Origin of the sequence: Methylorubrum sp. SL192 (assembly GCF_026672325.1) — a bacterium.
Classification (GTDB): Bacteria; Pseudomonadota; Alphaproteobacteria; order Rhizobiales; family Beijerinckiaceae; genus Methylobacterium; species Methylobacterium extorquens.
The window spans coordinates 2,009,275-2,032,771 of record NZ_JAPPQV010000003.1; the positions used below are offsets into that span (position 1 = coordinate 2,009,275).

22 protein-coding genes are annotated in these 23,497 nt (G+C 67.0%); 13 read left to right on the forward strand and 9 right to left on the reverse strand.

What is annotated here, in order from left to right:
- Window positions 1–66: 66 nt before the first annotated feature.
- On the forward strand, window positions 67–702 hold the full coding sequence (locus tag OVA30_RS10180; RefSeq protein WP_268175357.1) for a L,D-transpeptidase: 636 nt from the start codon (window positions 67–69) through the stop codon (window positions 700–702).
- Between the two features lie 166 nt (window positions 703–868).
- On the opposite strand, the gene OVA30_RS10185 is transcribed toward OVA30_RS10180, so the two are convergent.
- A complete protein-coding gene (locus OVA30_RS10185; RefSeq protein WP_268175358.1) occupies window positions 869–2,215 on the reverse strand; it encodes a PQQ-dependent sugar dehydrogenase in 1,347 nt (448 codons plus the stop codon).
- Between the two features lie 21 nt (window positions 2,216–2,236).
- Window positions 2,237–2,452 carry a hypothetical protein gene (locus OVA30_RS10190; RefSeq protein WP_326493612.1) on the reverse strand — a complete coding sequence of 72 codons (216 nt, stop codon included), beginning with the start codon at window positions 2,450–2,452 and terminating at the stop codon, window positions 2,237–2,239.
- Between the two features lie 210 nt (window positions 2,453–2,662).
- On the opposite strand from OVA30_RS10190, the gene OVA30_RS10195 reads away from it, so the two are divergent.
- The 3 genes from OVA30_RS10195 (at window position 2,663) to OVA30_RS10205 (ending at window position 5,018) form a co-directional block, all read left to right on the forward strand.
- Window positions 2,663–3,400 (forward strand): cell wall hydrolase, encoded by a 738-nt coding sequence (locus tag OVA30_RS10195; protein ID WP_268175360.1) that lies wholly within the window; start codon window positions 2,663–2,665, stop codon window positions 3,398–3,400.
- A 133-nt stretch (window positions 3,401–3,533) separates the two neighbouring features.
- Window positions 3,534–4,553: a lipoyl synthase gene (gene lipA / locus OVA30_RS10200; protein ID WP_268175361.1), complete on the forward strand. Its 1,020-nt coding sequence runs from the start codon at window positions 3,534–3,536 to the stop codon at window positions 4,551–4,553.
- 6 nt (window positions 4,554–4,559) lie between these two features.
- On the forward strand, window positions 4,560–5,018 hold the full coding sequence (locus tag OVA30_RS10205; protein WP_003597433.1) for a type II toxin-antitoxin system RatA family toxin: 459 nt from the start codon (window positions 4,560–4,562) through the stop codon (window positions 5,016–5,018).
- Between the two features lie 84 nt (window positions 5,019–5,102).
- On the opposite strand, the gene OVA30_RS10210 is transcribed toward OVA30_RS10205, so the two are convergent.
- Complete coding sequence (locus OVA30_RS10210; RefSeq protein WP_268175362.1) at window positions 5,103–5,528, reverse strand: Lrp/AsnC family transcriptional regulator; 426 nt, start codon at window positions 5,526–5,528, stop codon at window positions 5,103–5,105.
- A gap of 130 nt (window positions 5,529–5,658) precedes the next feature.
- On the opposite strand from OVA30_RS10210, the gene OVA30_RS10215 reads away from it, so the two are divergent.
- The 5 genes from OVA30_RS10215 to OVA30_RS10235 all read left to right on the forward strand — a co-directional run bounded on the left by OVA30_RS10215 (window position 5,659) and on the right by OVA30_RS10235 (window position 9,995).
- Window positions 5,659–6,690, forward strand: coding sequence for an ornithine cyclodeaminase (locus OVA30_RS10215; RefSeq protein WP_268175363.1), 1,032 nt, complete (start codon window positions 5,659–5,661; stop codon window positions 6,688–6,690).
- A gap of 206 nt (window positions 6,691–6,896) precedes the next feature.
- The gene (locus tag OVA30_RS10220) at window positions 6,897–7,937 is read left to right on the forward strand and encodes a 3-oxoacyl-ACP synthase III family protein (protein ID WP_268175364.1); all 1,041 of its coding nucleotides are present in this window, start codon (window positions 6,897–6,899) and stop codon (window positions 7,935–7,937) included.
- 19 nt (window positions 7,938–7,956) lie between these two features.
- Window positions 7,957–8,190, forward strand: a complete 234-nt coding sequence (locus OVA30_RS10225; protein WP_003597417.1) for an acyl carrier protein — start codon at window positions 7,957–7,959, stop codon at window positions 8,188–8,190.
- Window positions 8,191–9,237, forward strand: coding sequence for a ketoacyl-ACP synthase III (locus tag OVA30_RS10230; RefSeq protein ID WP_268175365.1), 1,047 nt, complete (start codon window positions 8,191–8,193; stop codon window positions 9,235–9,237).
- Window positions 9,234–9,995, forward strand: coding sequence for an SDR family NAD(P)-dependent oxidoreductase (locus tag OVA30_RS10235; RefSeq protein WP_268175366.1), 762 nt, complete (start codon window positions 9,234–9,236; stop codon window positions 9,993–9,995). The genes OVA30_RS10230 and OVA30_RS10235 overlap by 4 nt, the downstream gene beginning before the upstream one ends.
- On the opposite strand, the gene OVA30_RS10240 is transcribed toward OVA30_RS10235, so the two are convergent.
- Window positions 9,924–11,072 (reverse strand): aromatic ring-hydroxylating oxygenase subunit alpha, encoded by a 1,149-nt coding sequence (locus OVA30_RS10240; RefSeq protein WP_268175367.1) that lies wholly within the window; start codon window positions 11,070–11,072, stop codon window positions 9,924–9,926. The genes OVA30_RS10235 and OVA30_RS10240 overlap by 72 nt on opposite strands.
- Before the next feature lie 406 nt (window positions 11,073–11,478).
- Here OVA30_RS10240 and OVA30_RS10245 point away from each other — a divergent pair, with 406 nt between their 5' ends.
- Window positions 11,479–12,129 (forward strand): acetyltransferase, encoded by a 651-nt coding sequence (locus OVA30_RS10245; protein ID WP_268175368.1) that lies wholly within the window; start codon window positions 11,479–11,481, stop codon window positions 12,127–12,129.
- Between the two features lie 190 nt (window positions 12,130–12,319).
- Here the strand turns inward: OVA30_RS10245 and OVA30_RS10250 are convergent, their stop codons facing one another.
- From OVA30_RS10250 to OVA30_RS10260, 3 genes are all read right to left on the reverse strand, one after another.
- A complete protein-coding gene (locus OVA30_RS10250; protein WP_268175369.1) occupies window positions 12,320–14,473 on the reverse strand; it encodes a tetratricopeptide repeat protein in 2,154 nt (717 codons plus the stop codon).
- 166 nt (window positions 14,474–14,639) lie between these two features.
- Complete coding sequence (locus OVA30_RS10255; RefSeq protein WP_268175370.1) at window positions 14,640–14,978, reverse strand: low molecular weight protein tyrosine phosphatase family protein; 339 nt, start codon at window positions 14,976–14,978, stop codon at window positions 14,640–14,642.
- A complete protein-coding gene (locus tag OVA30_RS10260) occupies window positions 14,975–16,762 on the reverse strand; it encodes an ABC transporter ATP-binding protein (RefSeq protein ID WP_268175371.1) in 1,788 nt (595 codons plus the stop codon). Before OVA30_RS10260 ends, OVA30_RS10255 begins: the two co-directional genes overlap by 4 nt.
- An 889-nt stretch (window positions 16,763–17,651) precedes the next feature.
- Between OVA30_RS10260 and OVA30_RS10265 the strand changes: the two genes are divergently transcribed.
- Genes OVA30_RS10265 through OVA30_RS10275 form a run of 3 tightly spaced genes read left to right on the forward strand, consistent with a single transcriptional unit; the run spans window position 17,652 to window position 21,431 of the window.
- The gene (locus OVA30_RS10265; protein ID WP_268175372.1) at window positions 17,652–18,149 is read left to right on the forward strand and encodes a (2Fe-2S)-binding protein; all 498 of its coding nucleotides are present in this window, start codon (window positions 17,652–17,654) and stop codon (window positions 18,147–18,149) included.
- A complete protein-coding gene (locus OVA30_RS10270) occupies window positions 18,146–19,195 on the forward strand; it encodes an FAD binding domain-containing protein (protein ID WP_268175373.1) in 1,050 nt (349 codons plus the stop codon). The genes OVA30_RS10265 and OVA30_RS10270 overlap by 4 nt, the downstream gene beginning before the upstream one ends.
- Window positions 19,188–21,431 carry a xanthine dehydrogenase family protein molybdopterin-binding subunit gene (locus OVA30_RS10275; RefSeq protein ID WP_268175374.1) on the forward strand — a complete coding sequence of 748 codons (2,244 nt, stop codon included), beginning with the start codon at window positions 19,188–19,190 and terminating at the stop codon, window positions 21,429–21,431. Before OVA30_RS10270 ends, OVA30_RS10275 begins: the two co-directional genes overlap by 8 nt.
- Window positions 21,432–21,579: 148 nt before the next feature.
- Here the strand turns inward: OVA30_RS10275 and OVA30_RS10280 are convergent, their stop codons facing one another.
- Entirely contained in the window at window positions 21,580–22,107 is a 528-nt protein-coding gene (locus tag OVA30_RS10280) for a CinA family protein (protein WP_268175375.1), read from the reverse strand.
- Complete coding sequence (locus OVA30_RS10285; protein ID WP_268175376.1) at window positions 22,104–23,438, reverse strand: bifunctional 2-C-methyl-D-erythritol 4-phosphate cytidylyltransferase/2-C-methyl-D-erythritol 2,4-cyclodiphosphate synthase; 1,335 nt, start codon at window positions 23,436–23,438, stop codon at window positions 22,104–22,106. The genes OVA30_RS10280 and OVA30_RS10285 overlap by 4 nt, the downstream gene beginning before the upstream one ends.
- Window positions 23,439–23,497 lie beyond the last annotated feature (59 nt).

The following is a 23,497-nucleotide window of genomic DNA, read 5'->3' on the forward strand; positions in this document are numbered from 1 at the left end:
GACGCACCGCTTGAAGCGGGGACGGTGGGGCGCATCTTCGAAGGAACGTTGTCCGGGATGACCGATATGCGCCTGTCTTTCCTCACGATTCTCGCGAGCCTCGCCTGCGTCGCCGCGTCACCGGCGGCGCAGGCCGACCTTCTCATCGCCATCGACCAGGATGCGCAGCGGATGAGCGTGGTGGTCGATGGTTCACCGCGCTACGATTGGCCGGTCTCGACCGGGGTGGCGGGCCACGATACGCCGAACGGCAGCCATCGCCCGTTCCGCATGGAGAAGACGCATTTCTCCCGCGAGTGGGACAACGCGCCGATGCCGCACGCGATCTTCTTCACGCAGGTCGGCCACGCGATCCACGGCACCACGCACACTCGCCGCCTTGGCCGCGCCGCCTCGCATGGCTGCGTCCGCCTCTCGCAACGCAACGCCGCGACGCTCTTCACCCTGGTGAAGCAGCAGAAGATGGCCAACACCCGCGTCGTCATCGAGGGCAGCGTCGGCGACGCCCCGGTCGCCGAGACCCAGCGCCCCGGCAGAGCGCGTTCAGCCGGGCGCGGCTATGACGGCGATAACGGTGTGGTTGCCGTGCGCTCCCGCGGCCGGACCTGGGAGGATGAGGCCTACGCGCCCGTGCGGCGCCGCTACCCGGATGTGTTCGACGAGGGATATGGTTCGGGCGTCGGGTACGGCGATCTGTATTGAGGGCCAGAAAACCTAATCCGCCGACAGCCGGATGATCCCGCCACACGCCGTTGCGTGAGGTCGGCGATCCTCGGCCCGTCGGTGTTGCTCTTCCGGCGTCTCGCGCTGACGAGCGGATGAAGCGCGTCGTCGCGGGTCGGTCAGGCCGGAAGGTGCCGGCCGTCGATCAGTTCGACGCTGCGGCGCCGGTCACCCGCCACACCGCATTGCCGACATTGTCTGTCACGAGAAGCGCGCCGGCCTTGTCGATGGCCACGCCGACGGGCCGCCCCTGGGCCTTCTCGTCGGCGTTGAGGAAGCCGGTCAGCACATCGACCGTGGCGCCGGCTGGCTGGCTGTCCTCGAAGGGCACGTAGATCACCTTGTAGCCGCTCTTCGGCCGACGGTTCCAGGACCCGTGCTGAGCAACGAAGAGACCGCTCTTCCAGGCATCCGGCAGTCTCGACCCGTTCGCGAAAGCGATGCCCAGCGAGGCCGTGTGGGTGCCGACGGCGTAGTCGGGTGCGATCGCCTGCTTCACCTTCTCCGGCTGCGGCGGCTGCACCCGTTCGTCCACGTGCTGACCCCAGTAGCTCCACGGCCAGCCATAGAAGGCGCCCTCCTTCACGCGGGTGATGTAGTCCGGCACGAGATCGCTGCCGATCTCGTCGCGCTCGTTCACCGCGGTCCACAGGGCGCCCGTCCCCGGCTCGAAGGCGAGACCGTTGGGGTTGCGCAGGCCGGTGGCGTATTCCCGCATCGCCTTGGAGGCGATCGTGTATTCCCAGATCGCAGCGCGGCCCTTCTCGATGTCGAGGCCGTTCTCGCCGACATTGCTGTTCGAGCCGACGGTGATGAAAAGCTTTTGTCCGTCCCGGCTCGCGACCACGTTCTTGGTCCAATGGTGATTGATGCCGGCGGGCAGGTCGACGACCTTTTCAGGGGTCACCGTGATCTCGGTCTGGCCCTCGGCGTAGGGCACGCGGACCAGCGCGTCGGCATTGGCCACGTAGAGATCATAGCCGACCAGCGCCATGCCGAAGGGCGAGGCAAGCCCCTTGAGGAAGACGTGGCGCTCCTCGGCGACGCCGTCCCCGTCCCGATCGCGCAGGAGCACGATACGGTCCGGACTCGCGCCGCCGGCTCCGGCGAGGCTCTTCACCTTGTCAGCCACCCAATCAGTGACACTGGTCGAGTGATCGCCGGATTTCGGTGCCTGGCTCTCGGCGATGAGCACGTCGCCATTGGGCAGCACCACGGGCCAACGCGGATGGTCGAGCCCGGGGGCGAAGGCGGCGACACCCAGGCCCTCCGCGGCGTTCGGCTTGGCGCCCTCCGCCCAACGCGCCACACGGGCGATGTTGACCGTCGGCATCAGCGTCGGGTTCGGCGCCGGCAGGGCCGGACTCGCCCCGCTGCTCGCCGCCACGTCGAGCGCGGCGGATTCCGGATAGACGACGAAACGCAGGAAGGCCGCCCCACCGAGCAGCACGACAGCGAGTGCGGCAAGGCCGACCTTGGCAGAAGTGCGCATCGAAAACTCCGCGAGGACCGATCAGGCGGCCGTGGCAGCCGGTGGCACGGCCGCCGCGTCGGCGCCCGGATGGCGACGGCTCGCATAGTAGAGACCGATCGCGTTCCAGAAGGCATCGCGCTGCTCCTGGGTGAAGCGTTGGAGCGAGGCCTCAAGCGCGGTGCGTCCGGCCGCGACCGCCTCTACGCGCATCCGCTCTTCGAAAGCGGCGGGCGTTTCCGAACGCGTTTCCATCATGGCCCGGCCCTTCGCTGACGCTGATCCAACGCCGTCAACGCCCAAGGTCGCGACTCCGTTCAATGCCGGTCGCGTGTGAGCGCGGAAGTGTAGGCGTGTGCCAAACGACACACCACCCCGGTTTCGATGCCCAGGCTTAACAGTTTCTTTGCACCTGTGGGCGGAATGGTCCAGCTTGGTTACCAACGTCGTCAGCCTTCAGGAGCCTGCATGCGAGCCGACCGGACCCTCCGTCTCCTCTGCCTTTCTGGGCTAGCGCTGACCGGTTCGGGTCTTGGGGGATGCGGTCTGCTTCCGCATCAGGCTGAGCTGACTACCGGCTCGATCGCGATGAACGCCAAGGTCGTGCAGCCGCCGACCCCTGCCGACAAGGAATGCCTCGCCCGGGCGATGTATTTCGAGTCGAACCGCAGCGACGAGGAAGGGCTGCTCGCCGTCGGCACGGTGGTGATGAACCGCCTCGACGCGCCGGCCTATCCCGGCCGGATCTGCGAAGTCGTCGGTCAGAAGCGGCAATTCGCCAACGGCGTGCTGTCGAAGCCCGTCCGTGACCAGGACCGGCCGCGGCTGGAGCGGGTCGCCGACGCGCTGCTCTCCGGCAAGCGCCACGACGGGGTGGGGCCGGCCCTGCACTTCCACACCGCGGGCTACAAGTTCCCGTACAACAACATGCACTACGTCGTCGCGGCCGGCGGCAACGTCTTCTACGAGAAGAGCGACCGCGAAGGTTACCTCCCGGCGGTCCAGCCCCGTGCCGTGGTGCAGACGGCCACCGGCCGCCTGATGCCGCTTCAGGTCGCCGCCGCGAATTCGGGCATGATCGGCCTTCCGCTCACCGGCCGCGTCCAGCCGACCTTGACCGCCGAGTACACCGCCCCGACGGCCCCCGAGCTGCGCATCCCCGGCCCGGCCCGCTACGCCTCGGCGCCTGCCCGCGACAAGCATTAAAACGGCTCTTCGACGGGGTTACGGCCGGGGCGGGTTGTCGCCCCCGCCCTATGCGCAGGCACCGCAAGGCCTTAAGTCAGGGATGCGGCCGGGTTGCCCGGTCCGGCTCCCGTGAGGCTCACCCCGCATCGCCATGGCCGTTGTCCTCGATCTCCTGAACAAAGACACCCGGCCGAAGCTGGATGCGCCGGCGCGTCCGCGCCATCCGGAGAAAGCGCACCGGCCGGACACCGCCATCCAGCGCAAGCCGGACTGGATCCGGGTGAAGGCACCGGGCTCGAAGCTCTGGGCCGAGACCAAGGACATCGTCCGCGCCAACAACCTCGTCACGGTCTGCGAGGAGGCGGGCTGCCCCAATATCGGCGAGTGCTGGGAAAAGCGGCACGCCACCTTCATGATCATGGGTGACACCTGCACCCGCGCCTGTTCGTTCTGCAACGTGCGCACGGGTCTGCCGGCGGCGCTCGATGAGGCCGAGCCGGAGAAGGTCGCGGAGGCGGTGGCCAAGCTCGGATTGCACCACGTCGTCGTCACCTCGGTCGATCGCGACGACCTCAAGGATGGCGGCGCCGAGCATTTCTCGCGCACCATCGCCGCGATCCGCCGTGCGAGCCCCGGCACCACCGTCGAGATCCTGACGCCCGACTTCCTGCGCAAGCCCGGCGCCCTGGAAGTCGTGGTCGCGGCCAAGCCCGACGTGTTCAACCACAATATGGAGACCGTGCCCGGCAAGTACGTGACCGTGCGGCCCGGTGCCCGCTACTTCCACTCGGTGCGCCTGCTGCAGCGGGTGAAGGAGCTCGATCCGACGATCTTCACCAAGTCCGGCATCATGGTCGGCCTCGGCGAGGAACGGAACGAGGTCGTGCAACTCATGGACGATCTGCGTTCGGCGGAGGTCGACTTCCTCACCATCGGCCAATATCTGCAACCGACCCGCAAGCACCATGAGGTCGTGCGCTTCGTGCCGCCGGACGAGTTCAAAGCCTACGAGACCACGGCCTATGCCAAGGGCTTCCTGCTGGTCTCGGCGACGCCGCTCACGCGCTCGTCGCATCACGCCGGCGAGGATTTCGCCCGGCTGAAGGTGGCTCGTCTGGCCAAGCTCGGACCCGCGCCGGTGGCTGCCAGCATCCGCGCCGTCAACGCCTGAGCCCGAATGCCATCCTTCCGCATCACGAGGAAAGTGCGTCACTCAGCGACGCAGATGTATGACCTCGTCGCCGATATCGAGCGCTATCCCGAGTTCCTGCCGCTCTGCGAATCGCTGCGGGTGCTGCGCGACGCGGAGGGGCCGAACGGCACGACGGTCCGGGTCGCGGAGATGGGCGTCGGCTACAAGGCGATCCGCGAGCGCTTCACCACCCGCGTGAGTCTCGATCGCGAGAACCGCAAGATCGTCGCCGAATATATCGATGGTCCGTTCAGGCATCTGGAGAACCGCTGGTCCTTCCGCGATGCCGAGGGCGGCGGCTGCGAGGTCGATTTCTTCATCACCTACGAGTTCAAGAGCCGGACCCTGGGTCTTCTCATGGGCACGATGTTCGACCGCGCCTTCCGCAAGTTCACCGATGCGTTCGAGGGCCGCGCCACCGCGATCTACGGCGTGCCGGCTTAAACGGCTCTGGCAGCGTTCCTGCCGCGCTTTCGTCGCCGGGCCGAGAACGATGCGTGACCGGACGTTTCATAAGAGGCTCTTGGCTCATCCGCCCTTCCGGGCCGCGAGCAGGATGCTGGTCTCGGAATTGGCGATCCCCTCGAACTGACGAATCGTGCGCAGCAGGGCATCGAAATCGCCGAGCGTCGGCACCTCGATCTCGGCGACGATATCCCAGCGGCCATTGGTGGTGTGAAGCGCCCGGATCTCCGGAAGGCCGGACAGGCGGCGGATCACGCTCTCGGCATGGCGCCCATCCACCTCGATCAGTGTCACCGCCCGCACGCCTCCGGGCTCCACCTCCCGCACCGTGACGGTGAAGCCGGTGATGATTCCGGACGTCACCAAACGGTCGAGCCGGGCCCGCACCGTCGCCCGCGTGACGCCGAGCGCCGCGGCGAGCTTGGCCACCGGCATCCGCGCCTCGGTGCGCAGCAGAGCGATGAGCTGACGATCGGTCGCGTCGAGCATGGTCTTTCCACTTCGAGCAGCCGAGCTTAGCAGATCGGTTGATTGTCTGTCCCGATCGCGCATTTCAGCGGCTGTCGATTGTCCGCTCGTCTCAGCCATGCTTGCGCCACGCAAGATTCGGGAGACGAACGTGACGCGTTATATTGGTAGTGGCGAAATGGCGGCTCTGCTACGCCGGGAGGGACCGGAACCGATCCTGCGTCGTCTCATCGACGAATTGCGCGCCGATTTCCTGCGCTGGCCCGAATTCGATCTCGCCCCGCGTCTTGCGAGCCACTCGGTCGGCGGGGTGATCGAGCTGATGCCGATCGCGGACGCGCAGCTCTACAGCTTCAAGTTCGTCAACGGTCATCCCGGCAACACCCGCCTCGGCAAGCAGACGGTCGTCGCCTTCGGCATGCTCGCCGACGTGGCAACAGGTTATCCGCTGCTAATCTGCGAGATGAGCCTGCTGACGGCCCTGCGCACGGCGGCGACCTCGGCACTCGCGGCCTCCCGTCTCGCACGGCCCGAGAGCCGCTCCATGGCGCTGATCGGCACCGGCGCGCAGGCCGAGTTCCAGGCCCTCGCTTTCAAGCTGGCACTCGGCATCAGCGAGATCCGGCTGTTCGACGTCGATCCAGCGGCGATGGTGAAGGCGCGGGCCAACCTCGATGGCCATGGATTGCGACTCGTCTGTGCCCACTCCATCGCTGAGGCAGTGGCGGGCGCCGACATCGTGACCACGGCGACCGCCGATAAGACCCGCGCCACGATCCTCACCCCCGGCCTCGTCGAGCCGGGCCAGCATCTCAACGCCATCGGCGGCGATTGCCCCGGCAAGACCGAGTTGCACGTCGACATCGTGGCACGTGCCCGCACGATCGTGGAATACGAGCCGCAATCGCGCCTCGAGGGCGAGATCCAGCAGATGCCCGCGGACTATCCCGTCACCGAATTGTGGCGCGTGCTGCGCGGCGACGCGCCGGGCCGCGTCGACCGGAACGAGATCACCCTGTTCGACTCGGTCGGTTTCGCGCTGGAAGACTTTTCGGCCCTGCGCTGCCTAAGGGACATCGCCGGCCCCGGACCGGGCCTTGACCTCATCCCCGAGCCGAAGGACCCGAAGGATCTGTTCGGGTCGGTCTTTTCACCGGGCGTCGGGTTCGAGCAAGCGGCGTAAGCGGCACGTTCTGCGAGACCGAGGCAACATCACCATCAACCTCCGGGAAAAACCGGGGTTCAGGTTGCGTAAGGCGAAGACCCGCGCACAAGCTCGGCACAAGCCACGTGGTTCTGTATGATACCTCCTTCGGAGAATAAGACGCCATCATGCTGATAGGCCAAAGATTCTCGGAGTGAGGACTGTGCAATTTTCGTCGTAGGTCGATGATTTCTGCCATTCAATCCGAAGGCCGGACCGTCGGCGCGCGTATTGCCGCAATCGCGACGCATCTCCCCGAGCGCGTCCTCACGAACGAACATCTCGCCGAACTCTATCCCGATTGGTCGTCCGAAAAGATTCTCGAAAAGACCGGCATCCGCGAACGTCGCGTGGCTGCGGAGTACGAGACGGCAGGCGACTTGGCCTTTCATGCCGCCGAGAAGTTGTTTGCTGCGGGCGATTGCGTGCGCGAGGACATCGACTTCCTCATTCTCTGCACCCAGGCGCCCGACTATCTGCTGCCGACCACGGCCTGCCTCCTCCAAGACCGGCTCGGCCTGGGTCGGCATGTCGGCGCGCTCGACGTGAATCTCGGGTGTTCCGGTTTCGTCTACGGTCTTGCCTTGGCAACCGGGCTGATCGCGGCGGGCGCAGCGCGCAACGTGCTTCTGCTGACGGCCGACACCTATTCCAAGTTCATCCATGAGGGCGACAAGAGCGTCCGAACCTTGTTCGGTGACGGTTCCGCAGCGACACTGATCACCGCGAGCAACGAGTCCGTGATCGGCCCGTTTGTGTTCGGCACCGATGGCGCGGGTGGAAAGGATCTGATCGTCGAAGCGGGGGGCTTTCGCACGCCTCGGGGGCCGGATACTGCTCTGGCAGAAGCGGATTCACACGGGAATGTTCGTTCGCGTGAGCACCTGTACATGAATGGTGCCAACGTGATGAGCTTTTCCTTGCGGGAGGTGCCACGCACCTTTGCGCGTCTGCTGGAAACAAGCGGCGTTACTCAGTCGGATGTGGATCACGTCGTCCTTCATCAAGCGAACAAGCTTATGTTGAACGCGCTGCAGCGCAAGATGGGCCTCCCCGCCGAAAGGGTGCCGCATCACCACGAGGACATCGGCAACACGGTGTCGTCGACCATCCCCTTCGTCCTGGCAAACCTGCGGGATAAAGGGCAAATGGCACCCGGTCGCCGCCTCGTCGTGATCGGGTTCGGCGTCGGACTCTCGTGGGCCGGGGCTTCGATCGTCTGCTGAGCTTCATGAAGGAATGACAATGAGCGGCTTTTACGAAGAACTCGCGGAGATCCTGGAGGTCGAGCCGGACCAAGTGACGGCCGACCTGCGCCTGGAGAGCACGTCGTGGGACTCGCTGGCTGTGGTCTCCACCATTGCCCTGATCGATGAGCAGTATGACAAGGCGGTCAACGCCACGGCCCTCGCTGCGTGCGAGACGGTCGGCGATATCGAGCGCTTGATTGCAGCACGCCAGACCGAGAGCGAGGCGTAAATGGCATCGAGCGGGCAGACCGCGCGCACGTCGGGATCCCGAATCGCCGGGGTCGTCTCCTGTCTGCCCTCGCGTCGAATCGAGAACGAGGACTTCCTCGATCGTTTCGGCGACAAGGTCCACGAGGTGGTCAAGATGACCGGCGTCAGGACCCGCTATTGGGTCGAGGACGGCACCACGACCTCCGACTTGTGCGCCGCCGCCGCCGAATGCTTGCTCGATCGCCTCGGCTGGGAACGCGGTAGCGTTGATGGCATCATCTTCGTCTCGCAGACGCCGGATTACCGGCTGCCGGCGACATCCTGCGTGCTGCAGCATCGGCTCGGCCTGCGCACCGGCATTGTCGCCTTCGACGTGTCGCTGGGCTGCTCGGGCTATCCCTACGGCCTCTGGATGGCGATGATGATGGTCCAGACCGGGGCGGCCAAGCGGATACTCCTCGCCGTCGGCGACACTAGCAGCATCATGAACGATGCTGATGACCGCGGCACCGCCCTTCTGTTCGGCGATGCCGGAACCGTGACCGCGATCGAAGCGACCGTTCCCGACGCCGATCCCGCTTGGTTCATCCTCGGTACCGACGGTCAGGGGGCCGACAACCTCATCGTCCCCGGGGGTGCATTCCGCAAGCGCGAGGCCACCGGCCGATTGGAGGGCCATCCCCTCGACAAGCTGTTCATGGATGGCGGTGAGGTGTTCAATTTCACGCTCAAGGCTGTGCCGTCGCTGATCAGAGACACCATGGCCGCTGCGGGCGAGGGCATCGAGGATTACGACATGTTCCTCCTGCATCAGGCGAACGCGTTCATGATCCGCCACCTCGCAAAGAAGGCGAAGCTGCCGCCGGAGAAGGTGCCGATCAACATCGACCGTTACGGCAACACTAGCAGCGCGACCCTGCCGCTGCTCATGACGACCGACCGGGCGGATGCGTTGATGACAGGCGATTGCCGCGTCGCCCTGTTCGGCTTCGGGGTCGGCTACTCGTGGGCAGCGGCCTCGATGCGGATCGGCCCGCTCCGCTGCTGCGAGACGATTTCGCTGTGATCTTTTCCCGCGAAGCCTTCGAGGGACGTGACTTCCTCATCACTGGAGCCTCATCGGGAATCGGTCAGCATACGGCGGTGCGGCTCGCGGAGGCCGGAGCGCGGGTGGCTCTGATTGGCCGCAGCACCGAACGGCTGGCTGCAACCGCTGCCCTGCTCGCGGGCGACGGCCATTCCAGCCATTCCGCCGATCTGAGCGATGCCGAGGTGACTGCGGACCTCGTTCAAGGGATCGCCAAGCAGCACGGTCGTTTCTTCGGCATTTTCCATTCTGCGGGCACGGCGTTGATCCTTCCGGCGCGGGCCACCAAGAACCGCCATCTCGACGATGTCTTCGCGGCGGGCGTCCGCGGCGCTTTCGGCGTCGCGCGGGCGGCGGCGAAGAAGGACGTCGTGGTGGATGGCGGGTCTCTGGTGTTCATGTCGTCGGTGTCGTCGATGCGCGGGCGCCCCGGCATGAGTGCCTATTCGGCTGCCAAAGCCGCGGTGGACGGCATGGTGCGCGCGCTGGCTTCGGAAATGGCCGACCGTCGCATCCGGGTGAATTCCATCGTTGCCGGCGGGATCCAGACGGCGATGCACCGTGATTTCACCGAATCGGTCGGCAGCGAAATGGTGCGGAACTACGAGGCGCTGCACATGCTCGGCTTTGGCCGGCCCGACGATATCGCCCATGCTGCGATGTTTCTACTCAGCGATGCTTCGCGCTGGATCACCGGCAGCAACATGGTCGTCGATGGGGGGTATACCGCTAAGTGAGCCGCCACCCATGAGGTGCGTGTAGGCGCGCATGAACGCGGCGATCCGGATTTCGTCGCGACCGATCACACCGGGCTTCTCCGACAATTCGACGCCCCGCTGGACATTTTCCAGGATCGCTCGGTCCTCGTCGATCACCGCACGACCCAGCGCCTTGCCCGACTGGTTGATCAGATCCTGTGCCGCGCGCTGCGCGCGGGTCAGGTCGAGCTTCGGTTCGAATAGCCGAAAGCGCAGTCCGGTTTCCGTCGCCGACAGAGGCAAAGCGTGGCCGACATAAAAAGACAGACCCTGCGTCGATGAGATGAACAGGTTGGGAAAGATGTGAATGTGGAAAAACGAGTCGTGGGTGAAGGCGCGGGTGTCGAGATAGGCGAGCGCCTTCTGCCGCCGGGCCTCTCCGGCCGTCGCGGTGCGCGGGAAGTGGCTACTGGAATGCGGTCCGTCGAACCGTTCCTGCTCGATGCCTGCTCTGCCAATCCCGAGCGTTTTCACGAACGTGTCCTGATGGACGACCGAGCAATGGTAGCATTCAAGAACGTTCTCGACGAGCAGCTTCCAATTGGCCGCGTGTGAAATTGTTCCAGTATCAATTTCCGGCCCGAAATAGGATCCAATCTGCTCAAGCAGTGGATAGAATGCGCCCAGATACTCGCGCAGAGACGGTCCGCCGCTCCGCTTGCGGAAAAATACGAAAATCCCACACATCTCGATTTCGTAACCGGTCAGGCATAACCGCTCGCGATCATCAAGCGCGAATCCGTCGCGGCGCGGCATGCCGTGCGGGAAACCGGTGCTGTCGAAGCTCCAGCCATGATAGGCACACATCAGCGGCCGGTTGCCGCGCTCGCCCGGCTGGATGCGGTTGAACCGATGGCTGCACACATTGGCGAATGCCCGGATCTCGCCGCGGAAGTTCTGCAGGACGGTCGCCGTGTTCTTGTAATCGACGCAGACGAAATCGCGATCCGCGGCGAGTTCTCCTGCCAGGGCTCCGAATTGCCAGAGTGGATCGAACAGAGTGTCCAGTTCGTCGGCAAGGATCTCGGGACGGTAGTAATTTGCGCAAGGCAGCATGGGCGTTTCGTTTTCGAGCCGGCCTTCTTAGTGTCTCTCACAAAACTCCCGCTGCGCTGCCGTGCTCAGAACGGAGACGATCGGTGGTCGCGAGTTTTGTGAGGCACTCTTACAACTTCCTCGTCAGTCTCGCCTCTCTTGCGAGGTTGGGCCGCGACCATGCCGAGAGAATTTTCCGCTTCAGCACCGCTCAAGTTCGTAGCGGCGAAAGGAAGTGGGATATCGGATTAGGATGGTCAGCGGCTCATGTAAAGCAGCACACCAAGTCGCGCCATGTTGAAGAGCTGAGAGAAGGCCCGTCAGTGCGGTGAAATGCAATACCGACATACCAAATTAGCTCAGCATGCAGACGTTTTCCCCTCAAGTTGCGGGGCAAAACACATAAAGACAAGGAAAGACCGGCAAAATGGCAGCGCGGGAACGCCTTATTCTAGTCGGTGCCGGCGGATTCGGGCGGGAAGTGTACTTCTGGGCGGGAGACTGCCACGCGGCGGGGACGCTGCCTCCCCTCGCCGGGTATATCGATGACGTGGTCCAGGAGCTACCCGGCTACGACCTACCCCGACTTGCAGGCCTGCAGGACTACACGCCGGCACCGGGCGATCTGTTCGTGGTCGCGCTGGGTGTGCCTGCCAAGAAACGCCGCGTCGTCGAGTTGCTTCAGACGCGTGGCGCCCGTTTCGCGACGTTGCGCCATCCGACCGCAACCGTCGTGCGCACGGCGTCGATTGGGGAGGGCGTCATCCTATGCCCCTATACCATGGCGCTGCCCGACACCCGTATCGAGCGCTTCGTGACGCTGAACAATTATTCGGGCTTTGGCCATGACAGCATGTGCGGCGAGTTCACGACGCTGAGTTCGATGGTCGATGTCACGGGCTATGTGCGGATTGGCAAGGATGTCCTGATCGGTTCGGGGGCACGGCTGTTGCCGAAGGTGACGATCGGCGATGGTGCGACGATCGGGGCAGGCTCGATCGTGGTCCGCTCGGTTAAACCGAACATGACGGTGTTCGCCGCTCCCGCCAAGCTGCTTTCGATGAGGCCCAAAAGCTGAGTGGCAGCGGAAATTCGAAATCCAAAAAATTTCGGACAGAGCGAGTTTTGATCAAATCAATTCTTGCGCGAGAAATTTCTTGATTCTTGGCATCTTGCACTGAATAAGACTTGTGGCCGCCTTCCAATTCCCCCGCTTAAGCGCTGGTTAACAAAATTATCCACGCAAAAGCATCAAGACCGCACCGGGCTCACGCGGAGTGGTGCGTCTCGAGCCAGCCCTTCCACATGGAGCGGAACGCGTCGCCCATGTCCCTCGCGAAGCGCGCATGGTCCATGACCGGACCGGCGAACATGCGCTCGCGCAGGTTCGTGCGGATGGCGCGCAGGCGATCCGGATCGCGTGCGAGTTCCAGGGCGCGGGTCGCATAATCCTCAGGCGTGTCGCCCACGAGTTCTTCCAGTCCGATCGCCTCCAGCAGCGATGAACCGACCCGCGACACCGCCTGGCTGCCCCGCAGCGCGATGAAGGGGACGCCCATGCAGAGCGTGTCGCAACTCGTCGTCCCACCATTGTAGGGAAACGAATCGAGGGCGATGTCGAACTCGTGGTAAAGGTCGAAATATGTCGTCGTGACGCGGGGATGGAGCCGCACCCGGTCGAGCGGTATCCCGGCCGTCGACAGGCGTGCATCGACCTGTTCCCGAATGACGGCCGTTTCGACATCGGCCACGACCATGAACAGGCGCGCGTCGGGAAGCGCTTCCAGGATGGCGGCCCAGGTCTTGAAGGCGCCGTCGCTGATTTTCTCGAAGCGGTTCATGACACCGAAGGTGACGAAGCCGTTGTCTTCGAAGGGCGGTCGCTCGCGCACGGGCGCGATGTCGTGATGCGCCTCGTAGGTGGCGGAGACGCCCGGCAGCCACCACACCGTCTCCGTGTGCAGGCTCTCCGTCTGGCCGGGCACGTCGAGACGGGCATCGGTCAGGCGGTAATCTATGGCGCGCAGGCCCGTGGTCGCCGGGTGGCCCATCCACGTGACCTGAACCGGCGCCGGCTTGCGGGCGAAAACGAGCAGCCGGTGGCCGGCGCTGTGGCCGGACAGGTCGACGAGGATGTCGATCTTCTCCGACTCGATGAGGTCGGCGGCCTCGTCGTCGTTGAGGCCGGTGATGTTGTGCCAACCATCGAACAGAGTCCGCAGGCGGGCCGAAACCGCGTCTTCCGCTGCCTGGGTCATGTAGGCGCGCGCCTCGAACTGCGTCCGATCCAGGTGGCGCAGGAATGGCTCGATGAAGCGGGCGACGGCGTGGGTGCAGAGGTCGCCCGAAACGAATCCGATTCGCAGGCGGCGGTCGGGATCACGATCGTTGGCGAAGGGGCGCCGGCGCAGCAGCGGATCGGCGAAGCGTGCGCCGAAGCTGCGCGCGTCGGCCGCGTAGTCGGCGTGCGGAACGCCCTCGGCATAGAGCTTGGTGAACAGCCGGTTGGAATGGGCGGTGATATGCGTCGGATCGGTCGCGAGCGCCCGGTCGAAACTCGCGAGCGCCTCGGGCAAGTGGCCGAGACTCTTCAGGCTGCAACCGAGATTGTTGTGCGCGTTGGAGAGGCCGGGATCGAGCGCAACGGCACGCCGCGCATGGGTCACGGCCGCGCTGTGATGGCTGACGCGCTGATAGACACCGGACAGGTTCGAATGCGCGATCGCGAGGTCGGGATTGAGGGCGACCGCCCGCTCCAGTGCCGAGACGGCGCCGGTGTAGTCGCCCATCGCGATCAGAACGGCACCGAGGCTGCTGAAATAGCCCGCGTTCTCGGGCTCGCGGTAGATCGCGATGCTGAACAGGTCGAACGCCTGCTGGTGTCGGCCCTTTCCCGCGGCGATCGCGCCCGCGAGATGGGTCGCGTTGGCGTGGGTTTCGTCGAGGCCGATGACGAGGTCGGCTAGGGTCTCCGCGGCGGCGAGGTCGCCTGCGCTGTAGCGCTCCTGTCCCCGCGCGAAGGCATGGTCGGCGAAATCCTTGAGGATCGCGCGCGATGCATCGTCGGCGATGCCCCGACTCCGGAATTGCAGCATCAGGGCACGCGCCTCGTCGAGCCGGTTCAGCACGAGGAGCGTCACGGCCAGAGCGAGCCAATAGCGCGGCTGCTCGGGCTCAGCCCTCAAGGCGGCGACGAAATGCGGGACCGCCGGTCCGGGTCCGTCCGCTTTGCTGGTGAGGAGGCCGAGTTCGTGGTGCGTGCCCGCGTGATGCGGCGCCACGTCCAGCGCGCGCTGAAGGTTGCGGCGGGCTTTATCATAACGTCCGGCGGTACGGTGGGCGATGGCCTTGGCGAGGGTGCGCTCGACCGAATCCGCGGCGTGAGCGTGCTCGATCGTCCGCGATTTGCGATGTTCGCGCATGCCCGACGCTCCTTGAGAAGGCAGGAGGGTAGAGACTTTATGCTCAACAAATTGTTAACATCGGCTCTCGTCCACGCTGTCGCGAGACCGACCCAGGCCCTGGGCCTCCGCCCCTCATGTTCGCGCTCCGGCGACGAAAGCGCGGCGCGGATTCGGTAAGCGAGACTCAACCGGGCTTGCTTCCAGGCGGCAGGAGCCGCCCCGCCCGCGCTTCGAGCATGCGCACCAGCGCCGGCTCCATGAAGGCGTAGTCATCGCGCACATCGAGGCAGACGATCCGGGCATGCCGGAGCGCCGGCCCGAAGCGGCGCATCAGCTTTCGCCGATGCGCGCGCTCCATCACCACGATGATCTCGGCCCAGGCGAGGTGATCGGCCTCCACGGGCTCGTCCGCGTCGTCCGAGACACCTGCCGAGGCCGTCTCCAGGCCGGGCCATCGCAAAAACACCTGCTCCGCGGTCGGGCTGCGGGCGCGCGCCCGGCCGCAGACGAACAGGATCCTCACGCGTTCTCCGCCATGTCCGATTGCCGCTCAAACAGGGCGCGGTAGGCCCCGTTCGGGCGCCGGATCAGCGCGGCGTGCGCCCCGTCCTCGACGACGCGCCCCCGGTCGAACACGAGGATGCGGTCGAGGGCACGCACCGTCGAGAGACGGTGGGCGATGACGAGCGCGGTGCGCCCGCGCATCAGCCGCTCCATCGCCTCCTGCACCAGTGCCTCCGATTCCGAATCGAGGCTGGACGTCGCCTCGTCCAGGATCAGGATCGGCGCATCCGCGAGGAAGGCGCGGGCCAGGGCCACCCGCTGCCGCTCGCCGCCGGAGAGCTTGACGCCGCGCTCGCCCACCAGCGTGGCGTAGCCCTTCGGCAGCCGTGCGATGAAGTCGTGCGCGTTGGCCAGCCGCGCCGCCCGCTCAATCTCTTCGGGCGAGGCGCCGGGCCGGGCATAGGCGATGTTCTCGGCGAGCGAGCGGTGGAACAGCACCGGCTCCTGCGGGACGATGGCGACCTGCGCCCGCAGGCTCGCCTGCGTGGCGCCCGCCACATCCTGCCCGTCGATGAGCACGTGCCCGCCGCTCACGTCGTAGAGCCGCTGGATCAGCTTGACGAAGGTCGTCTTGCCCGATCCGGAACGCCCAACGAGGCCGACGCGCTGGCCGGCGGGAATCGTCACCGACAGCCCGTCATAGAGTGGCGTGCCGTGGGTGCCGTAGTGGAAGCGCACCGCGTCGAAGCGGATCGCGCCGCCGGTCACAGCGAGCGGCACCGCGCCCGGACGGTCGGCGACGCCCACGGGCTCGGATTCGAGCGCAACCAGTTCCTCCATCTCGTTGACCGAGCGTTGCAGGTGGTTGATGTGCCCGCCGATGTCGCGGAGATAGCCGTGCACCACGAAGTAGGTGGTGAGCACGTAGGCAACTTCGCCGGGGGTCGCCTGACCCTGCCACCACAGCCACAGGGCCGTGGCGACGATGGCGCTGCGGAAGGCCAGCAGCAGCCCGAGCTGAAGGGTGCCACTCCACGTCACGATCATCCAGGTGCGCCGGGTGCGCCGCCGCCACTTCGACAGGACGCGCGCGAGCCGCTCGTCCTCCCGCGCCTCGGCGCCGAACGCCTTCACCACCGCGTTGTTGCCGATCGTGTCACTGAGCGCGCCGCCGAGCCGTGTGTCGAGGGCGTTCGAGAGCGTCGCCGCAGGGGCGATCACCCGCGTCGCCAGGAACACGGCGGTGCCGACATAGGCGAGCGTGCCGAGCCCGATCACCGCGCCCATCGCCGGCCAATGCAGGCCGAGCACCACGGTCGTGCCCACGAGCACGACGACGGAGGGCAGGATCGAGAGCAGCAGAACGTCGTTGAGTCCGTCGAGCGCCCACATCCCCCGCGAGATCTTGCGCACGGTGGAGCCGGAGAAGGTGTTGGCGTGCCACTCGGTCGAGAAGCGCTGGACGCGCGCGAAGCTCTGGCTCGCGATGTCGGACATCGTGCCGAGCGTCAGCGGCACCACGAGGCTCCAGGCGACATGGCGCAACAGCACCGTCGCGAGGCTCAGCGCGGTCATGATGGCGAAAGCCGGCAGTGCGGCCTGCAGGGCGGCTTGGCGCTCGGCACCGGCGAGGGCATCGACGAGGCGCCCGGCATAGAGCGGCAGCATCACGTCGGCCAGCGTGGCGAGCGTGATCGCAGTCACGAGGGCGGAGACGAGGCCGAGGCGCCGGCGCCAGCCGCGGACGACGAAGGCAAGGACGCGGCGGACAACGTCCGCGCGCCTGGGAGAAGACAGGGACATGGCAGTGCCCGACGATGAAGCGTCGGCTCCGAAAGACGCGGGCGCCGCGGATTGGATCGCGCGGTCCGGCGAGGTCAGATCGGGGAGGGTGCGTGAGCCGCGGGGGCCGTCAGGCCGGGCGGCGGGGGAATGCGCCTAAGCGATTCCGGCAGGCGCTACAGCGATTCCTGCACGACGGAAGACGATGCCGACAACCATGCTGCGTCTCCCTGTTCGAACGCGACCGGTTCGACCGATACCGAAGGGGTTTCCGATTCGCAACGTCTGATACAGGTCCGCTCAAGCGTATCACTTGGCTGAGAGCGGCACCGTCGAAGTCCGTGAAGGCGCGTTCCACTGGTCCGTTATACCGACAACTTCGCGCTTTGCGTCTCAACCTGTCTCGCGGCATTCTTGGCCCGGAATGGCACAGCAGATCCCGTGGGCGTCAAAGTCGATACGAAGACAGCGCACAGCAAGCAGGCCGCCACCAGCGCCAAAGGCGCTTCGTCATCACCGAGGGAACCGCTCGAGATGACGAGTTGGAGTGACGATGACGCTATCCGCAGGCCCCCGTCGAACCCGACCTGGCAGGCCCTGACTTGGCAGCCGCTGCAACCGCGTAAGAGACGTTGGTCGCAAATGGGACAGCGTCCGGCCATCGCGCGGATGACGGGTCTGTCGGGCGCCGGCCAATCGACCATCGCCGCGCTGTTCCGCCTGAGCGCCCATGCGCCGGGCAGGCCGACCTAGGCCGCTCGCTGCTGCGGCGCCCCGACGAAGGTGAGTGGCATCGAGTTTGCTGAGGCGGGCGTGACGGTCGGTTCCGTCGCATCCCCTGGTCACGCGTAACGGCCGGGCTAATTGAAACGCTTCCAGACAGGATGCGAGCCCCGGGAGCCGTCTCCGCATGACGTTTCGTCTGACGCTGACCGTCAACGGTGAACCGCGCGCGATCGAACTCGACGATCCGCGCGTCACTCTCCTCGATCTCCTTCGTGAACGGCTCGGCCTCACCGGCTCGAAAAAGGGCTGCGACCGGGGCCAATGCGGCGCCTGCACCGTTCTGCTGAACGGGAGGCGGATCAATTCCTGCCTTGCGCTCGCCGTGAGCCTGGACGGGGCCGAGGTTCTGACCATTGAGGGCTTGGCGGCGGGCGAGCAGCTTCACCCGGTCCAGGCCGCCTTCATCGAGCATGACGGCTTCCAGTGCGGCTTCTGCACGCCGGGGCAGATCATGAGCGCCGTCGGGCTGATCCGCGAGGGCCATGCCGGCGACGATCCCGAGCGGGTGCGCGAGGGCATGAGCGGCAATCTCTGCCGTTGCGGCGCCTATGTCGGCATCACCGAGGCCGTGCTCGACGCCCAGGCCCGCAGTGCCGGCGTCGATCAGGGAGAGGCTGCGTGAACCGCTTCGACTATGTCCGCCCCGGCAGCGTCGCCGAAGCCGTCGCCGCAGCTGCCGAACCGGGCGCGGCCTATCTCGCGGCCGGCACCAACCTGCTCGATCTGATGAAAGGCGGCATCACCCGCCCCGGCCGCCTTGTGGATGTCACACATCTGCCCGGCCTCGACCGGATCGAGCACTTGCCGGATGGGGGCGTCCGCATCGGTGCGCTCGTGCGCAACAGCGACCTCGCCTACGATCCGCACGTCTCGAAAGCGCACCCCGCCGTGGCGGAAGCCCTTCTCTCGGGGGCCTCGGCGCAACTGCGCAATGCGGCGACCGTGGCTGGTAACCTGCTGCAGCGGACCCGCTGCCCCTACTTCTATGACCCGGCCAGCGCCTGCAACAAACGCGATCCCGGCGCCGGCTGTGAGGCGCGCGGCGGCGAGACGCGGCTCCACGCCGTGCTCGGCTGGAGTGAGCACTGCATCGCCACCCACCCCTCCGACTTCTGCGTCCCGTTGGTCTCACTCGACGCCACCGTCGAGATCGAGGGCAGAGCCGGCGCCCGCGAGGTGCCGCTCGACGCACTCTACCGTTTGCCGGACGACCGGCCGGACCGGGAGACGGTGCTCGAACCCGGCGACCTCATCGTCGCCCTGCGCCTGCCGGCGGACGCCGCGGGTTTTGCCCGGCATTCCCGCTACCTCAAGGTCCGCGACCGCACCTCCTACGCCTTCGCCGTGGTCTCGGCCGCGGCCTCGCTGCGGCTCGATGGCGGGCGGATCGACGAGGCGCGGATCGCGCTGGGCGGCGTCGCGCTCAAGCCCTGGCGCGCCCGCGCCGCCGAGGCGGTGCTGGCCGGCGCGGAACTGAGCGAGCGGAGTTTTCGTGAGGCGGCGGATGCGGCCCTGGCAGAGGCTCTGCCGTCCGGCGACAACGCCTACAAGATCGAGCTGGCCCGCCGACTGATCGTGCGAACGCTGACCCTTGCCGCCGCCGGCACCCCGGAGCGCATGCCGGCGCTTCCGGCCTCCGCCTTCTCCGGAGACGCGCTCCATGCCTGACATCGCCTACGAGCAGGCCCGGCACGGGTCGAGTATCGGCCAGCCGCTCACCCGCCGCGACGGCCTTCTGAAGGTCACCGGGCAGGCGACCTACGCCGCCGACAACCGGCCGGAAGGCTTGCTCCACGCGGTGGTGGCGGTGAGCCGCATTGCCCGCGGCCGGGTGGCCCATCTCGACGTTGCGGCGGCCGAGGCCCATCCCGGCGTGGTCGAGGTGATGACGGGCGCCAACGCGCCGCGGCTCGCCCAGGACCCGGACGCGAAGGACAATCCCTTCATGTTCCGGCTCGATCTGCTGCAGAACGACCGCGTCCGCTACGCGCACCAGCCGATCGCCGTGGTGATCGCCGAGACGCTGGAGGCTGCGACCGAGGGGGCTGAGCTGCTGGCCCCGCGCTACGAGGTGGAGTCGCCACGCATCGGGCTCGATGCCGGGGATCCGCAGGAGCCCGAGGGCGTCGGTGCCGGAGACAAGGCGATCGTGTCGCGCGGCGATGTCGAGGCCGGGCTGGGACAGGCCGAGCGCCGGGTCGAGGCGACCTACGAGACACCGACGCAGTATCACAACGCGCTCGAACCCCACGCCATCGTGGCGCAGTGGGACGGTGACCGGCTCACCGTTGACACGCCGAGCCAAGGGCTCGCCATGGCCAAGATGCGGCTTGCCGGCCTGTTCGGGCTCAACCCGAAGAACATCCTCGTCCGCTCTCCCTTTCTCGGCGGCGGCTTCGGCTCGAAGGGTTTTCTCTCCGGGCCGCAGATTCTCGGCGTGATGGCAGCCAAACTCGTCGGCCGGCCGGTGAAGCTCGTGCTGCGTCGGGAGCAGATGTTCGGCCCCGTCGGCCACCGCGCCGAGACGCGGCAGACGCTGCGACTCGGCACCGATGCTGATGGAGCGCTCACTGCCCTCGACCACCACACGCTGACGGCGACGAGCCGGTTCGACGACTTCTACGAGCCGGCCAGCGCCATCTCCCGCTACCTCTACGCCGCGCCCGCGGTCTCGACGCGTCATTCCGGCGTGCGGGTCGATACCGGCACGCCGCTTTTCATGCGCGCGCCCGGCGAGGCTTCGGGCAGCGTCGCCCTGGAGGGCGCGATCGATGAGATGGCGGAGGCCTGCGGCCTCGACCCGCTCGAATTTCGCGTGAGGAACTACGCCGAGGATGAGCCGATCTCGGGCCGGCCGTTTTCCTCCAAGGCCCTGCGCGAATGCTATGCGCAAGGTGCTGCCCGCTTCGGCTGGGACAAGCGCGCTCCGGCGCCTCGATCGATGCGCGATTCCGCCGGGCGCCTCGTCGGCTACGGCATGGGCACGGCCCTGTTCCCGGCCCTGATGATGCAGGCGGAGGCGCGGGCCGAGATTCGCGCCGACGGCACCGGCACAGTCGCGCTCGGCGCCCACGACATGGGGCAGGGCGCCTGGACCGCGCTGGCGCAGATCGCCGCCGACGGCCTCGGGATCGACCTTGCACAGCTCGATTTCCAGAGCGGCACGTCGGACTTGCCGAATGCCGGCATCGCCGGCGGCTCGGCCCACACCGCCACAGCCGGCACGGCGATCCATTCCGCCGCTGCCGCGGTGCTGGCGCAGCTTGCCGACCTCGCGACCAACAACGAGCGCTCGGCCCTCTATGGCGCCGGCAATGCCGGCGTCTACGCTCGCGGCGGCCGGCTGGTGCGACGGGACGACGAGGGACGCAGCGAGTCGTTCACCGAGATCCTGAACCGGGCCGGCCGCGCATCGATCTCGGCGCAAGGGCAGGGCGCTCCCGATCCGGCGGCGCGCGAGGCCTACGCGATGCACGCCCACGGCGCGGTCTTCGCCGAAGTCAGCGTCGATCCCGATCTCGGCCAGATCCGCGTCAGCCGCCTCGTCGGCGCGTTCGCCGCCGGCCGAATCGTCAATCCGCGCCTCGTCAGGAGCCAGTATTACGGCGGCATGATCTGGGGCGTGTCCTTCGCGCTCCACGAAAACGCCGTGGTCGATCCCCGTTCGGGCCGGGTGATGAACGCCAATCTCGGGGAGTACCACGTGCCCGTGAACGCCGACGTGCCGTTGATCGAGGCGATCCTCGTGGACGAGCACGACCCGCACGTGAACCCGCTCGGCGTCAAGGGCGTCGGCGAGATCGGTATCACCGGCACGGCGGGCGCCATCGCCAACGCGGTCTATCACGCCACGGGGATCAGGGTGCGCAAGACGCCGATCACGCTGGACCGGTTGCTGGGATGATCGGCGCTTCCAAGACACCGCCCTCATCCTGAGGTGCCGCGATGCGGCCTCGAAGGATCCTCCAGATCCCGCGCGATCCCTGGAGGATCCTTCGAGGCTCCGCTTCGCGGCGCACCTCAGGATGAGGATCAGGGTTGGATAACTGCGCTCAGAGATCTGTGTCTGATGGAGTGCCAGGCCGGAGGCCAACGGCTTCCTCCAGAAGCGTCAGCGCCTCCGCCACCGACAACCGCCGGATCTCGGCCCGGCCTAGATCGCCAAAACGCCGCTCGGCGTGGCGGGTGGGGCCGTCCTTAACGGCGAGCCCGAAATGCACGAGGCCGACCGGCTTGGCGTCGCTACCGCCGCCCGGCCCGGCAATGCCGGTGACCGAGACCGCCACGTCCGCGTGTGACGCGGCGAGCGCGCCTTCCGCCATGGCGCGGGCCACCGGCTCGCTCACCGCGCCGTGCGCCGCGATGAGATCCATCGGCACGCCGATCGACTCGGCCTTCGCCTCGTTGGAATAGGTGACGAACCCGCGCTCCACCACCGCCGAGGAACCGGGCACCGCCGTGAGCAGCCCGGCCACGAGACCGCCGGTGCAGGACTCGGCGGTCGCGATGCGTTGGCCTGCCGCCGCATAGGCCCGCACCAGCGCCTCGGCGCGGGCCAGCAACGCGGCGTCTTCGATCACGAACGGCGCTCGTTGGTCTCCGCCTCGGTCTCCAGCTCGGCGCAGACCTCCGGCAGCCGCACCGTCGCGGCGGCCTGGGCGGCGAGGCCCTCGGCCCGACCGACGAAGCCGAGCTTCTCGGTTGTGGTCGCCTTGATCGATACCGAGGAGAGCGGCACGCCCGCGATCTCGGCGATGCGCGCGCGGATCGCCTCGCGGTGCTGGCCGATGCGCGGGGCTTCCGCCAGCACCGTGATGTCGAGATGGTCGATCTTGCCGCCGCGCGCCCGCACCAGCTCGCAGGCATGGGCCAGGAACTGGTCGGAGGCCGCGCCGCGCCACTTCTCGTCCGAGGGCGGGAAGTGCGTGCCGATATCGCCGTCGGCGATGGCGCCGAGCAGCGCGTCGGTGAGGGCGTGCAGCGCCACGTCGCCGTCGGAATGGGCGAGCACGCCGCGGTCGGCGGGGATCTTCACGCCGCCGAGCCAGACATGGTCGCCCTCCGTGAAGGCGTGGACGTCGAAGCCGGTGCCGAGGCGGGTCACGTAAGTGGTCATGGTGTCATCCGATATCGCGGCCGCAGGTTCAGAGAAAGCCCGTCCGGAGAATGCCCGGTCGGCCTCGATCAGGTCCGCGGCCTGGGTGATCTTGCGGTTGCGGGCGTCGCCCTCGAACACCACGACCGGCAGCCCGGCCCATTCGGCGAGCGCCCCGTCATCGGTGAAGCCGTCGCGGCCCTCGGTCACCGCCCGGCGATGCGCGTCGAGAAGCAGACCGAAACCGAAGCTCTGCGGCGTCTGCACTGCGCGGAGATTTTCGCGCGCCGGGGTCTCGTGGACGCGGCCGATACCCGGCGCGATCTCTTCCACGAGCTTGATCGTGTCGGAGACCGCGATGCCCGGCACCGATGCGCCGTGCTCGGAGCCGGCCGCGACCGCGCGGGCGATCAGCGCCTCGTCCACGAAGGGCCGCGCCGCGTCGTGGATGAGCACGAGATCGGGCGCGCCTAAGCGGGCGAGCCCTTCGAGCCCGGCCGCCACCGATTGCTGGCGCGTCGCCCCGCCCGGCACCGGCTCGGCGAGCTTTTCACGATGGGCCGGCTCGAGATCGGCGAGGCATTCGCGATAGAAGTCCTGCGCATCCGGCGCGATCACCGGCTGGATGCGGGTGATGCGGGGCGATTGCGCCAGCGCCGCAAGCGTCCGCGTCAGGACGGCCCGGCCGCCGACGCGGCGATATTGCTTGGGTAAGTCGCCGCCGACACGCAGGCCCTTGCCGGCCGCCACCACAACCGCCGCCACCGATTTATTCCCCGGCTCCTGCCCGGGCGGCCGCGCGGCTTGGTCGGACATGCTGGGCCTCGAATGGAAATCATCTGGGGATGGATGGGGATCGCCGCGTCCTTATGCGG

What these genes read in the sequence shown, in the direction of transcription:
- OVA30_RS10180 (WP_268175357.1), top strand. Translation starts at nt 67, where the DNA reads ATGCGCCTGTCTTTCCTCACGATTCTCGCGAGCCTCGCCTGCGTCGCC.
- OVA30_RS10185 (WP_268175358.1), bottom strand. Translation starts at nt 2,215, where the DNA reads ATGCGCACTTCTGCCAAGGTCGGCCTTGCCGCACTCGCTGTCGTGCTG.
- OVA30_RS10190 (WP_326493612.1), bottom strand. Translation starts at nt 2,452, where the DNA reads ATGATGGAAACGCGTTCGGAAACGCCCGCCGCTTTCGAAGAGCGGATG.
- OVA30_RS10195 (WP_268175360.1), top strand. Translation starts at nt 2,663, where the DNA reads ATGCGAGCCGACCGGACCCTCCGTCTCCTCTGCCTTTCTGGGCTAGCG.
- lipA (WP_268175361.1), top strand. Translation starts at nt 3,534, where the DNA reads ATGGCCGTTGTCCTCGATCTCCTGAACAAAGACACCCGGCCGAAGCTG.
- OVA30_RS10205 (WP_003597433.1), top strand. Translation starts at nt 4,560, where the DNA reads ATGCCATCCTTCCGCATCACGAGGAAAGTGCGTCACTCAGCGACGCAG.
- OVA30_RS10210 (WP_268175362.1), bottom strand. Translation starts at nt 5,528, where the DNA reads ATGCTCGACGCGACCGATCGTCAGCTCATCGCTCTGCTGCGCACCGAG.
- OVA30_RS10220 (WP_268175364.1), top strand. Translation starts at nt 6,897, where the DNA reads ATGATTTCTGCCATTCAATCCGAAGGCCGGACCGTCGGCGCGCGTATT.
- OVA30_RS10225 (WP_003597417.1), top strand. Translation starts at nt 7,957, where the DNA reads ATGAGCGGCTTTTACGAAGAACTCGCGGAGATCCTGGAGGTCGAGCCG.
- OVA30_RS10230 (WP_268175365.1), top strand. Translation starts at nt 8,191, where the DNA reads ATGGCATCGAGCGGGCAGACCGCGCGCACGTCGGGATCCCGAATCGCC.
- OVA30_RS10240 (WP_268175367.1), bottom strand. Translation starts at nt 11,072, where the DNA reads ATGCTGCCTTGCGCAAATTACTACCGTCCCGAGATCCTTGCCGACGAA.
- OVA30_RS10245 (WP_268175368.1), top strand. Translation starts at nt 11,479, where the DNA reads ATGGCAGCGCGGGAACGCCTTATTCTAGTCGGTGCCGGCGGATTCGGG.
- OVA30_RS10250 (WP_268175369.1), bottom strand. Translation starts at nt 14,473, where the DNA reads ATGCGCGAACATCGCAAATCGCGGACGATCGAGCACGCTCACGCCGCG.
- OVA30_RS10260 (WP_268175371.1), bottom strand. Translation starts at nt 16,762, where the DNA reads ATGTCCCTGTCTTCTCCCAGGCGCGCGGACGTTGTCCGCCGCGTCCTT.
- OVA30_RS10265 (WP_268175372.1), top strand. Translation starts at nt 17,652, where the DNA reads ATGACGTTTCGTCTGACGCTGACCGTCAACGGTGAACCGCGCGCGATC.
- OVA30_RS10275 (WP_268175374.1), top strand. Translation starts at nt 19,188, where the DNA reads ATGCCTGACATCGCCTACGAGCAGGCCCGGCACGGGTCGAGTATCGGC.
- OVA30_RS10285 (WP_268175376.1), bottom strand. Translation starts at nt 23,438, where the DNA reads ATGTCCGACCAAGCCGCGCGGCCGCCCGGGCAGGAGCCGGGGAATAAA.